The 12,367-nt window shown below is 63.9% G+C and carries 10 protein-coding genes; 3 read left to right on the forward strand and 7 right to left on the reverse strand.

Going from position 1 to position 12,367, the window contains the following annotated elements:
• The first annotated feature begins 24 nt into the window (after positions 1 to 24).
• Positions 25 to 1,320, forward strand: coding sequence for a cysteine desulfurase-like protein (locus RFN28_RS01055; protein ID WP_320285501.1), 1,296 nt, complete (start codon positions 25 to 27; stop codon positions 1,318 to 1,320).
• Positions 1,321 to 1,566: 246 nt separating this feature from the next.
• Here the strand turns inward: RFN28_RS01055 and RFN28_RS01060 are convergent, their stop codons facing one another.
• From RFN28_RS01060 to RFN28_RS01080, 5 genes are read right to left on the reverse strand one after another with little or no spacing between them, the layout of a single operon-like run.
• Positions 1,567 to 2,391 (reverse strand): dipeptide ABC transporter ATP-binding protein, encoded by an 825-nt coding sequence (locus tag RFN28_RS01060; RefSeq protein WP_320285502.1) that lies wholly within the window; start codon positions 2,389 to 2,391, stop codon positions 1,567 to 1,569.
• A 13-nt stretch (positions 2,392 to 2,404) separates the two neighbouring features.
• A complete protein-coding gene (locus RFN28_RS01065; protein WP_320285503.1) occupies positions 2,405 to 3,256 on the reverse strand; it encodes an ABC transporter ATP-binding protein in 852 nt (283 codons plus the stop codon).
• On the reverse strand, positions 3,256 to 4,167 hold the full coding sequence (locus RFN28_RS01070; RefSeq protein ID WP_430676930.1) for an ABC transporter permease subunit: 912 nt from the start codon (positions 4,165 to 4,167) through the stop codon (positions 3,256 to 3,258). Before RFN28_RS01070 ends, RFN28_RS01065 begins: the two co-directional genes overlap by 1 nt.
• Positions 4,167 to 5,174 (reverse strand): ABC transporter permease subunit, encoded by a 1,008-nt coding sequence (locus RFN28_RS01075; RefSeq protein WP_320285504.1) that lies wholly within the window; start codon positions 5,172 to 5,174, stop codon positions 4,167 to 4,169. The genes RFN28_RS01070 and RFN28_RS01075 overlap by 1 nt, the downstream gene beginning before the upstream one ends.
• A 45-nt stretch (positions 5,175 to 5,219) precedes the next feature.
• Positions 5,220 to 6,818: an ABC transporter substrate-binding protein gene (locus RFN28_RS01080; RefSeq protein WP_320285505.1), complete on the reverse strand. Its 1,599-nt coding sequence runs from the start codon at positions 6,816 to 6,818 to the stop codon at positions 5,220 to 5,222.
• Between the two features lie 469 nt (positions 6,819 to 7,287).
• Here RFN28_RS01080 and RFN28_RS01085 point away from each other — a divergent pair, with 469 nt between their 5' ends.
• Entirely contained in the window at positions 7,288 to 9,288 is a 2,001-nt protein-coding gene (locus RFN28_RS01085; protein WP_320285506.1) for a long-chain fatty acid--CoA ligase, read from the forward strand.
• A gap of 77 nt (positions 9,289 to 9,365) precedes the next feature.
• Complete coding sequence (locus RFN28_RS01090; RefSeq protein ID WP_320285648.1) at positions 9,366 to 10,004, forward strand: class I SAM-dependent methyltransferase; 639 nt, start codon at positions 9,366 to 9,368, stop codon at positions 10,002 to 10,004.
• On the opposite strand, the gene RFN28_RS01095 is transcribed toward RFN28_RS01090, so the two are convergent.
• Both RFN28_RS01095 and pgi read right to left on the reverse strand, forming a co-directional pair.
• Positions 10,001 to 10,726 carry an HAD family hydrolase gene (locus tag RFN28_RS01095; protein ID WP_320285507.1) on the reverse strand — a complete coding sequence of 242 codons (726 nt, stop codon included), beginning with the start codon at positions 10,724 to 10,726 and terminating at the stop codon, positions 10,001 to 10,003. The two genes, RFN28_RS01090 and RFN28_RS01095, sit on opposite strands and share 4 nt — an antisense overlap.
• 5 nt (positions 10,727 to 10,731) lie before the next feature.
• Positions 10,732 to 12,336 carry a glucose-6-phosphate isomerase gene (gene pgi, locus RFN28_RS01100; RefSeq protein ID WP_320285649.1) on the reverse strand — a complete coding sequence of 535 codons (1,605 nt, stop codon included), beginning with the start codon at positions 12,334 to 12,336 and terminating at the stop codon, positions 10,732 to 10,734.
• Positions 12,337 to 12,367 lie beyond the last annotated feature (31 nt).

Raw genomic sequence — 12,367 nt, forward strand, 5'->3', positions numbered from 1 at the left:
ATCCATGAATTGAAGGAGACTCCCGTGAACCAGCATCATGTTTCGAAAGCGCCGGATGGCGCCGCTTCGTTCCCGGTCGAGAAGATCCGCGCCATGTTTCCCGCGCTTCAGCAGGCCGGCGAGTTCATCTTCATGGACAACGCCGCCGGCGCGCAGATTCCGCAAAGCGTGCTCGACGCGGTGACCAACCATCTGGTGGGGCACAATGTGCAGCGCGGCGGCCGCTATGGCCGCAGCGTGACTGTGGACCAGTCGGTCGCCGAGGCGCGCGAAAGCGTGGCGCTTCTGATCAACGCCTACAGCCCGTCCGAGATCTGCTTCGGCATGAACGCCACCTCCTTCATCCGCCTGGTCAGCCTTGGCATCGGCCAGATGCTTGCCAAAGACACAGATGGGGGGCGCGACGAGATCGTCGTCACCGACATGGACCACGACGCCAACATCGCCACCTGGCTGGCGCTCGAACAGGCCGGCGCCAAGTTCAAATGGTGGCGCATGCGCGAGGACGGCAATCTCCATGTCGACGACCTCAAGCCGCTGATGTCGGACCGCACCCGTCTCGTCGCCTGCACGGTGACGGCGCATTCGATAGGCTCGATCGTCGACGTCGCTTCCGTGGCCAGGATCGCGCATGCGGCCGGCGCCGAAGTGTTCCTCGACTGCGTGCATTACGGCCCGCACGGGCTGATCGACGTGCGGGCCTGGGACTGCGACTACCTCGTCTGCTCAGGCTACAAGAATTTCTCGCCGCATATGGGCTTCCTCTGGGGCCGCTTCGACACGCTGAAGCGGCTGCCGACCTTCCGCGAGGATTTCATTCCGGACGAGCCGCCCTACAAGGTCGAGGCCGGCACCTTCATCTACGAGAACGTCTCCGGCATGGACGCCGCCGTCCGCTACCTGGAATCGGTCGGCCGCAATTTCTTAGCCCAGAACAACCGCTCGCGCCGCGACAACATCGTCGCCGGCATGAACGCCATCCGCGACTACGAGCTGACGCTGGCGCGCGAGATGCTGAAGGTGCTGAAGGACTGCAATGCCACGATCTACGGCGTCGCCGACGAGACGCGCATCCACGAGCGCGTGCCGACCTTCTGCTTCAACATCGGCAAGCTCTCGCCGCAGAGGATCGTCGAGGAGATGGCTGCCATGCAGATCGGCATCCGCGACGGCCACATGTATGCGCCTCGGCTGATGAAGCGGCTCAACCTCTCGATGGACAGCGGCGCGATCCGCGCCTCGCTGGTTCACTATAACAAGGTTGATGAGGTTCACCGGTTCGGCGAGGCGTTGCGGGCGACTATAGCGAAGTTGTCGTAAGTCGGGCGCTTACCCCCACCCGAACCTTCGGTCCGACCTCCCTACAAGGGGGAGGTGGGGCGCTTTTGGCGTCGTCATCCTCGGGCGAAGCAAGGAGCGAAGCGACACGGCGCAGACCCGAGGATCCATTCCGTGACATACGAGCGTTGCAACGGTCCAGAATTCTGCTCCGTTGCAGGTTTCGGCTGAGGTAACGGAATGGATCTTAGGGTCTGCGCGCCGCTTCGCGGCGCTCCGCCCCTAGCGTCAGGCCGCCTTCTTTGCCAGCCTCGCCTTAATGCTCGCGATGTCGGCGCGCGGCGTCGCAGCGAACAGCGTCTTGGTGTAGCTGTGCTTGGGGTCCGAGAAGACCTCGTCGCGCGAGCCGTATTCGACCGCCTCGCCGAAATACATCACCATCACGTCGTCGGCGATGTAGCGCACGACCGATAGGTCGTGGCTGATGAAGACATAGGTCAGCTTGAACTCGTCTTGCAGGTCGGCAAGCAGGTTAAGCACCTGCGCCTGCACAGACAGGTCGAGAGCCGAGACCGGCTCGTCCAGCACCAGCAGGCTGGGGTTCAGCATCAGGGCGCGGGCAATGGCGATGCGCTGGCGCTGGCCGCCCGAGAACATGTGCGGGTAGCGGTTATAATGCTCCGGGCCGAGACCGACCTTCTTCAGCATCTTCATCGCCAAGTCGCGGCGTTCCTCGGCCGGCTTGTCGGTATTGATGAGCAGCGGCTCGCCGAGCACGTCGCCGATCTTCTGGCGCGGGTTGAGCGACCCGTAGGGATTCTGGAAGACGATCTGCACCTTGCGGCGCATCTCCTTGGTCAGCCCATCCCTGGCGATGTCGACCTTGTGGCCGTCGATGAAGAGTTCACCTGCCGTCGCCGGGTCGATCAGCGTGATGATGCGGGCGAGCGTTGACTTGCCGCAGCCGCTCTCGCCGACGATCGCCAGCGTCTTGCCCTTCTCGACGCTGAAGGAGACACCCTTCACCGCATGGACGGTGCGCGCGGGGCGGAACAGGCCGCCGCCGACATGGTAGTCGCGCACGATGTTCTTGCCTTCGACAACCTTGGTCATGCGCCGGCTCCGGTCATGCACTAGCTCCCGAGGGCGCCGGCTCGAACAGCATGTCGGAGACGGTCGGCAGCCGGTCGCCGACGGCATTTTCCGGCAGCGCCGAGAGCAGCGCGCGCGTGTAGTTGCTCTTCGGCGATTCAAAGAGCGACAGCACGTCGGCCTCTTCCATCTTGCGGCCCTTGTACTGGACGATGACGCGGTCGGCGGTCTCCGCCACCACGCCCATATTGTGGGTGATCATGATCAGGCCCATGCCGTATTTGGCCTGCAGCGAGACCAGGAGATCGAGGATCTGCTTCTGGATGGTCACGTCCAGCGCCGTCGTCGGCTCGTCGGCGATGAGCAATTTCGGATTGCAGGCGATCGCCATCGCGATCATGACGCGCTGGCATTGGCCGCCCGACATCTGGTGCGGGAAGGAACTCAGCCGCTCCGCCGGCTCGGGAATGCCGACCTGCTTCAGGAGCTCGATGGCGCGCGCCCGGCGCTGCGCACGGTCCATGCCGAGATGGAAGCGCAGCACTTCCTCGATCTGGAAGCCAACGGTGAAGCAGGGGTTGAGGCTGGCGATCGGCTCCTGGAAGATCATCGCAATGTCCTTGCCGATGATCTTGCGGCGCTCGGCCGGGCTGATTTTCAAAAGGTCGCGGCCGCCAAACGTCATGCGGTCGGCCGTGACGGTTGCCGTCCAGGGCAGCAGGCCCATCACCGCCAGCATCGAGACCGACTTGCCGGAGCCGGATTCGCCGACGATGGCGAGCACCTCGCGCTCGTCGACATGAAGCGAGACGCCGTCGACGGCGCGGAACGGGCCGGACGCGGTCTGGAATTCGACGACGAGATTCTGGATGTCGAGCAGCGCCATCACGACCTCCTGAGCTTCGGATCGAGCGCGTCGCGCAAGCCGTCGCCGATCAGGTTGATGGCGAGCACCGTGATGAGGATGGCGAGGCCAGGGAAAGTCACCACCCACCAGGCGCGCAGGATGAACTCGCGCGCCGAGGCAAGCATGGTGCCCCATTCCGGCGTCGGTGGCTGCGCGCCGAGGCCGAGGAAGCCGAGCGCTGCGGCTTCCAGGATGGCGTTCGAGAAGGACAGCGTGCCCTGGACGATCAGCGGCGCCAGGCAGTTGGGCAGGATGGTGGCGAGCATCAGCCTCAGATGGCCGGCGCCGGCGACCTTGGCCGCAACGACATATTCGCGGCTCTTCTCGGCCATGACGGCGGCGCGCACCAGGCGGGCGAAATGCGGCTGCAGCACCAGCGCGATCGCCAGCATGGCATTGAACAGGCCGGGGCCGAGGATGGTGACCAGCACCAGCGCCAGCAGCAGCGACGGGAAGGCGAGGATCAGGTCCATGACGCGCATGATCGCGACGTCGACCCAGCCGCGGAAATAGCCGGCGAGCAGGCCGAGCGTGATGCCGCCGGTGAGAGCCAACGAGACCACGACGGCGCCGATCAGCAGCGAAAAGCGCGCGCCGTAGAGCAGGCGCGAAAGGATGTCGCGGCCGACCGGATCGGTGCCAAGCAGATACTGGGTGCTGCCGCCGGTCTGCCAGGCCGGCGGTCTGAGGAACGCGGTCTTGTCCTGGATATCGGGCGCATAGGGCGCGAGCAGCGGCGCAAGGAGCGCCGCCAGCACCAGGAGGATGAAGACGAGCAGGCCGATGACGGCGCCGTGGTTCACCGAGAAATAGTGCCAAAAAGTCTTGAAGCCGGTCAGGCGGTCCGGGCTGCCCGCGGGCATCGGGGCGATTTCGGTCGACTGGCTCATCACGCCGCCCTGATGCGCGGGTTGATGACGGCATAGAGCACGTCGACGATGAGGTTCACGGCCATGACGATGAGCGCGATCAAAAGCAGACCTGACTGCACGACGACATAATCGCGCTTGAAGATGGAATCGACCATCCACTTGCCGATGCCCGGCCAGGCGAAGATGGTTTCGGTGAGGATGGCGCCGGCAAGCAGCGTGCCGACCTGCAGGCCGATGGTGGTGACGACCGGGATCAGCGCGTTGCGCAGCGCGTGCACGCTGATGACGCGGGCGGCAGACAGCCCCTTGGCGCGGGCGGTGCGGACATAGTCCTCGCCCAGTACTTCGAGCATGGCGGAGCGCGTCTGGCGCGCGATCACCGCCAGCGGAATGGTGCCGAGCACAATCGCCGGCAGGACGAGATGGCTGAGCGCCGAGCGCAGCGCATCCCACTTGCCGTACAGAATGCTGTCGATGGTCATGAAACCGGTGATCGGCCTCAGGAAGAATTGCAGGCCGATGCGGCCGGAAACCGGCGTCCAGCCGAGATAGCCGGAAAAGAAGATGATGAGCAGCAGGCCCCACCAGAAGATCGGCATGGAATAGCCGACGAGCGCGGTGCCCATCAGCGACTGGTCGAACCACGAGCCGCGCTTGACGGCCGCGAATATGCCGGCCGGGATGCCGATCACCATGGCGAAGATCATGGCGAAGAAGGAGAGTTCCAGCGTCGCCGGGAAGAGCGTCTTGAACTCCTCGATGACCGGGCGCTTGGATGAAATGGAAACGCCGAAATCGCCGGTCGCGACCTCGCCGACATAGCGCACATACTGTTCCCAGATCGGCAGGTTATAGCCGAACTGTTCCTTGAGTTCTTCGTAGCGCGCCGGCGATACGCCGTGCTCGCCGGCCATGGCCAGGATCGGATCGCCGGGCAGCAGCCGGACGAAGGCGAAGGCGCAGATGGTGATGCCAACGAGGGTCGGGATCACAAGTGCGATTTTGTTGAGGAGATATCTAAGCATCGTGAAGTGCGGCGGCGCATGATTGCGCCGCCCCGTTCGCAAATATTACTCGGACTTGTCAACGCCGTCGAAGCGGTGAATGCCGAGCGGGTCCATCTTGTAGCCGGTCACGTTGTTGCGAACGACCGAGTAGACCTGGCTGTGCGCCAGCAGGAAGGCAGGGGCCTGCTTCTGGAAGATCACCTGCGCCTGTTCGTACAGCTTGGTGCGCTCACCCTGGTCGCTGGTCTTCTTGGCCTTCTGGATCAGGTCCTCGAAGTCCTTGTCGCACCAGCTGGAGTAGTTCGACACGCCGATGGCCGAGCAGGCGAAGAGGGTGGCGAAGAAGTTGTCCGGATCGCCATTGTCGCCGGTCCAGCCGACCTGGAACGCGCCTGGACGATCCTTCTTCTTGCCCTCCGCGCGATACTTGGTCCACTCGTAGTTGACGATCTCCGCCTTGACGCCGACCTTGGCCCAGTCGGCCTGGATCAGCTCAGCGGCGCGCTGGAAGTTCGGGTTGTACGGACGAACGCGGTCGGAAGCCCAGAGCTGGATTTCCTTCAGGCCGGCATCGGCCAGCACCTTCTTGGCCGCCTCGGGATCATAGGAATCGAACTTCACGTCCTTGTTCCACGACCACATGGTCGGCGGGATCAGGTTCTGGGCCGGCGTGGCGCCGGCATCCTGGAACAGCGCCTTGATCAGCGCTTCCCGGTCGATCGCCTGGTTGAGCGCATGACGAACCTCAGGCTTGTCGAGCGGCGGGATCGTCGTGTTGTAGCTCATGTAGCCGATGTTGAGGCCGGCCTGGTCGAGCAGCGTGACATCCTTGTTGGCCTTGATCGTGGCGAGGTCGGCCGGGTTCGGATAGGGTGCCACATCGCATTCGCCGGCGAGCACCTTCTGGGTACGAGCGGTCGGGTCGGGCGTGATGGCGAAGACGAGATCGTCGATCTTCTCCTTGCCCTTGAAGTAGTCCGGATGGGCCGCGTAGCGGATGACCGAATCCAGCTGATAGTCGACGAACTGGAACGGACCGGTGCCGATCGGCTTGGTCGAGAAGTCGGCCATCTTGCCGGACTTCTCCAGCTGGTCGGCATATTCCTTCGAGACGATCGAGGCGAAGTCCATGCCGAGGTTGGCCAGCATCGGCGCGTTCGGCTCGGTCAGCGTCAGCTTGACGGTGAGGTCATCGACCTTTTCCCACTTGGCGACGTATTTCGGCATGTCCATGCCGGTGTAGTAGTCCCAGGTCAGGTTCGGCAGATATTTGTCGCCGTTCCACGGGTTCTGCTTGTTGAACTGGCGGTCGAAGGAGAAGACGACGTCGTCAGCGTTGAGGTCGCGGGTCGGCTTGAAATAATCGGTGGTCTGGAACTTCACGCCCGGATGCAGGTGGAAAGTATAGACCAGGCCGTCGTCGGAGATTTCCCATTTGTCGGCGAGGCCGGGCTCGATCTCGGTGCCGCCGTGCTTGAACTCGACGAGGCGCGAATAGACCGTGCGCGACGAAGCATCGAAGTCGTTACCACCCGTCGTCGTACCCGGGTCGAAATTGGCCGGCGACGCTTCCGAGCAATAGACAAGCGTCTTTGCATTGGCCATGCCGCCCAGGACGCTTGCAGCCAGCAACGCGGCTGCAAAAGTCATTGTCTTTTTCATTGAGCACTCCCTGATGTTCTCTCAAGCCCCTCTATCAGGCTCGCGAAGCGCGCATATAAGCACCGTTTTCCGGGCTTTGGAACACCCCGCTTGCGTACCCCACGGTAAGCAGAAAAGGAATCCGGATTTTACCAGAATAAGGGAAAAAATGAGCAGAATTTTCTGCTCACGATAATATTAACGATTGCATTTTTTTATTGATGCACCGCACCTTAAAATCGCAACGCAATGCAACCCTGATTACGCGCCAGCTTCGGCGGACACGCGTTCCAAGAGGCGTTTGAACAAGCGACTTTGACGGCAAATCTTTCCGCTCCTGCCGCAGGGGCAAGGCTTGCACCGCCGCCGACAGAGGCAATACATAGGTGATACGCTGGATTTCTTGGGGAATCCGCAACCGGCGCGGAGGACGCTTCTCGTGAGGGAGCGGGCGCGGCACGCAGCAGCAAGACCGACAGGGAGGGACTTGGTGGCAAGAGCAGCAAAGACAACGCCCCCGGCGAAGGCAAAAGCCAAGGCCGCGACCGGCAATGCCGACGCGCCCAAGGCTTCACCAGCAAAGACCGCTTCACCTGCCAAAACCTCTGCACCTGCAAAGACCGCTGCCAAGCCGAAGGCCAGCGCGAAACCAGTTTCCGCCAAGGCGAAGACGAGTTCAAAACCCGCCACCAGGGCTGCAGCCGCAAAGACGGACAAGTCCGGGACCGCGAAGCCCGCCGCCGCCAAGGCAGCGGGCGCAGCAAACCCATCTGTCCCGGCCAAGGAGTTGCCGAAGGCGATTACGGTACTCACCGCCGGGCTGCCGGAAAAGCCGTGGCTCAAAAGCTATCCGAAGAATATGCCGGCCCAGATCGGTCCGCTGCCTTACAATTCGATCGGCGACTTCCTCGTCGGCGCCTGCAAGGAGTTTGCCGGCCGGCCGGCATTCGTGTGCATGGGCAAGTCGATTTCCTATGCCGAGCTCGAGCGGCTTTCGGCGGCCTTCGGCGCCTATCTGCAGTCGAAGGGGCTGGAGAAGGGCGCGCGCGTGGCGCTGATGATGCCGAACGTGCTGCAATATCCAGTGGCGATGATGGCGGTGCTTCGCGCCGGCTTCACGGTGGTTAACGTCAACCCGCTCTACACGCCGCGCGAGCTGGAGCATCAGCTCAAGGATTCCGGCGCGCAGGCCATCGTCATCCTGGAGAACTTCGCCAGCACGCTGCAGGCGGTGATCGCCCGGACGCCGGTGAAGCATGTGGTGGTCGCAGCGATGGGCGACATGCTGGGCGGCCTCAAGGGCAGGATCGTCAACCTCGTCGTGCGGCGGGTGAAGAAGATGGTTCCCGCCTGGTCGCTGCCCGGCCATGTCAAGTTCAACGCCGCGCTGAAGGCCGGCTCCGCAAGCGCTTTCAGGCCTGTGGCGGTCTCGGGCGACGATATAGCCTTCCTGCAGTATACGGGCGGCACGACCGGCGTCTCGAAGGGGGCGACGCTGCTGCACCGGAACGTCTTGTCCAACGTGGCGCAGAATTCGCTCTGGGTGGAGGACGCCTATACGGTCAAGCCGAAGCCGGCGCATCAAAACTTCATCTGCGCGCTGCCGCTCTACCACGTCTTCGCGCTGACGGTGAACGCGCTGATGGGCATGCAGCAGGGCGCCCAGAATGTGCTCATTCCGAACCCGCGCGACATTCCGGGCTTCGTCAAGGAACTGCAGAAATATCCGGCCCACATCTTCCCCGGCCTCAACACGCTGTTCAACGCGCTGCTCAACAACGAGGATTTCCGCAAGCTCGACTTCAAGCCGCTGATCCTGACGCTTGGCGGCGGCATGGCGGTGCAGAAGGGCGTGGCCGAGCGCTGGAAGGGCCTGACCGGCTGTCCGGTGAGCGAAGGCTACGGGCTTTCCGAAACCTCGCCGGTGGCCACCGCCAACAAGTTCAGTTCCAGCGAATTCACCGGCACAATCGGCCTGCCGCTGCCTTCGACCGAGATCGCCATCCGTGACGACGACGGCAACAACGTGCCGCTCGGCGAGGTCGGCGAGATCTGCATCCGCGGACCGCAGGTGATGGCCGGCTACTGGAACCGGCCGGACGAGACCGCCAAGGTGATGACCGAGGACGGCTTCTTCAAGTCGGGCGACATGGGCTTCATGGACGAGCGCGGCTACACCAAGATCGTCGACCGCAAGAAGGACATGATCCTGGTCTCCGGCTTCAACGTCTATCCGAACGAGCTGGAGGAGGTCGTGGCGCAGCACCCCGGCGTGCTCGAAGTGGCGGCGATCGGCGTGCCGGACGAGCATTCCGGCGAGGTGCCGAAACTCTTCGTGGTCAAGAAGGACCAGGCGCTTACCACCGAGGCGCTGACTGCCTATTGCCGTGAAAACCTGACCGGCTACAAGCGGCCGAGATATATCGAATTTCGCACCGAGCTGCCGAAAACGCCCGTCGGCAAGATCCTGCGACGCGCGCTGCGGGAGTAAGCTTGAGCGACCCTGCTGCCGGCGTGACGCGCGAGCGAGGCGAAAGGCTCGATCCCGCGGAATTCATCCAGGCGAACATGCGGCTCGCGCCGGTACCGGCGCTGCCCGAAATCCGCCTCTTCAGTGCCCATCCCGGCAGTGGGCTGAGGCGGCTGCTGGAGCCGGACGATGGCACTGACGACGAGGCGACCGAGCCGCAGCCGCCCTACTGGGCCTATGCCTGGGCGGGCGGCGCCGTGCTGGCGCGCTACATTCTCGATAATCCTTTGACGGTCGCGGGCCGCCGCGTGCTCGACCTCGGCGCAGGCTGCGGCCTTGTCGGTATCGCCGCTGCAAAGGCCGGAGCGAGCGAGGTGATCGCGGCAGAAATCGACCGCAACGGCATTGTCGCGCTCGGCCTCAACGCCGCGGCCAACGGCGTCGCCATCGCCATAATTGGCGAGGACATCACCACCGGTCCGCCGCCGTCGGTCGACCTGGTGCTTGCCGGCGATGTTTTTTACGGGCAAGCCGTCGCGCGGCGGGTCATCCCATTCCTCGACCGCTGTCTTGCCGCCGGCATCGAGGTGCTGGTCGGCGATCCGGGACGGGCCTGGCTGCCCAGGCCGCGGCTTCGCCTGCTCGGCGAGTATCAGGTGCCCGATGTCGGCGGAAACGGCGGCGTCGAGCCGAGACCGAGCGGCGCCTTCGCCTTTGTCCCGGAAAAGGCTGACTAGCCGGCCGGCTCGCTCACCCGCGCCGATAGGAAGGCCGGCAGGTCGGCGACCGAATCCAGGACGACGTCGGCCATCGGCGACAGCGAGTCGCGCGTGCCGGTGCCGGAAAGCACGCCGATCGCCAGTCCGCAGCCGCCGGCACGTGCCATTTCGAGATCATGCCGGTTGTCGCCGACCATGGCGATTTCGCCGGGCTTCAGCCCCGTCAGATCGCAGAATGCCAAAACGGTATCGGGCGCCGGCTTTGGGCTCGCCACGGCGTCATAGCCAAAGGCGGCGTCGAAGAGCTGCGCGACGCCCAGCGTGGCCAGCGTCTTTTCGGCACCGCTGGTGGAATCGTTGGTGGCGACGCCCATGCGGTAGGATCTTTTGTGCAGCGTCCTCAGCGAATCGATGATGCCCGGCAGCGCGACCGCCATCGCCGAGCCCTGCACCGAGGTGATCTCGTTGAAGCGGGAAACGGCCTGCATCTGGTCCTCATTGGACAGGCGCGGGAACCAGAGCTCGACGACATCCATGTTCGAGCCGGAAGCAAAGATCGAATCGGGCTTGAAGCGCTTGCTGACGAAGTCGAAGCCTGCCGCGGCGAGCAGCCGGTCGGCCTTCCAGCGGTCGCCCTCTGCGGCGTCCATGGCCATGAAATCGGCAACGCCGAGCCAAGTTGCGTTGAAGTCGACAAGCGTGCCGTCCTTGTCGAACAGGATGCCCTTGATGTCCGCCAAACCTTTTACTCCGCGCCGCGCAATTGGTGGATATAGGCCACCAGTCCGGCAGTCGAGGCGTCGCGTTTTGCGGCAGTCTCCTTGCCTTCCACGACAGGCAGCAGGCCCGTCGCCAGTTCCTTGCCCAACTCGACGCCCCATTGGTCGAAGGAGTTGATGTTGAACAGCGTGCCCTCGACGAAGACCCGGTGCTCGTAGAGCGCGATCAGCCGACCAAGCGTGCTCGGATCGAGCTTGCGATAGAGGATGGTGAGCGAGGGGCGGTTGCCCGAAAAGACGCGGTGCGGCGCGATGCGGTCGACATCGGCAGGCTTCATGCCCTTGGCCAACATCTGCGCGCGCGCCTCTTCCAGCGTGCGGCCTTTCATGAAGGCCTCCGACTGCGCCAGGTAATTGGCAAGCAGGAGATCGTGGTGGTGCTTCAGCTCGGGCTCGTGGCTGACGGCGGCGGCGAGGAACTCCACCGGGATGAAGTCGGTGCCCTGGTGAAGCAACTGGAAGAAGGCATGCTGGCCGTTGGTGCCGGGCTCGCCCCAAACCAGCGGGCCGGTCGGCGCGACTGCGCCGCCGTCCAGCGTGACGCTCTTGCCGTTCGATTCCATGTCGAGCTGCTGCAGATAGGCCGGCAGGCGCGACAGGCGCTGGTCGTAAGGTATGACGGCGCGTGCGGGATATTTGCAGACGACCCGGTGCCACCAACCGATCAGGCCCAGCAGTGCCGGCAGGTTCTTCTGCAGCGGCGCGGTACGGAAATGCTCGTCCATCTCATGCGCGCCGTCGAGGAAGGCGCGGAAGTTGCGCGGACCGATGGCGATCATCACCGGCAGGCCGATGGCGCTCCAGACCGAGTAGCGGCCGCCGACCCAGTCCCAGAAGCCGAAGACGCGATCGGAGGCGATGCCGAACTTGGCCACGAGGTCGAGCGCGGTCGAGACAGCGGCGAAATGCTTGCCGATCGCCTCCTTGCCCAGCGCCTTTTCCACCCATTTGCGCGCCGTCTCGGCATTGGTCATCGTCTCGACCGTGGTGAAGGTCTTGGAGGCGACGATGAACAGCGTCGTTTCGGGCGAAAGGCCCTTCAGCGTGTCATGGATGTGGGCGCCATCGACATTGGAGACATAATGCGCGCGCGGGCCATCATGGTAGGGCGCCAGCGCCAGCGTCACCATCGCCGGGCCCAGGTCCGAGCCGCCGATGCCGATGTTGACGATGTCGGTGATCTTCTTGCCGCTGGCGCCGGCCGCCTTGCCCGAGCGGATGGCATCGGCGAAGGCGCCCATGGCATCGAGCACGGCAATGACATCGGCCTTCGTGTCCTGGCCATCGACCATCACGCCTTTGCCGGTCAGGTTGCGCAGCGCGGTATGCAGCACGGCGCGGCCTTCGGTGATGTTGATCTTCTTGCCTTCGAACATGGCGTTGCGGCGGCCTTCGAGATCGGCGGCGCGGGCGAGCTTCTCCAGCATCGCCATCGTATCGGCATCGACCGCGCATTTCGACCAGTCAAGCAGCAGGTCGCCATCGGTGGTGGAGAATTTTTCGAAGCGCTTGGGGTCGGCGGCAAAGGCCTCGCGCATGGTGCCCGATGCCCCCGCGCGCTGATCACGCAACGCGGCAAGTTGCTTGTCGAAAGATGACTGA

This window comes from Mesorhizobium album (assembly GCF_033977205.1).
Lineage (GTDB): Bacteria > Pseudomonadota > Alphaproteobacteria > Rhizobiales > Rhizobiaceae > Mesorhizobium > Mesorhizobium album.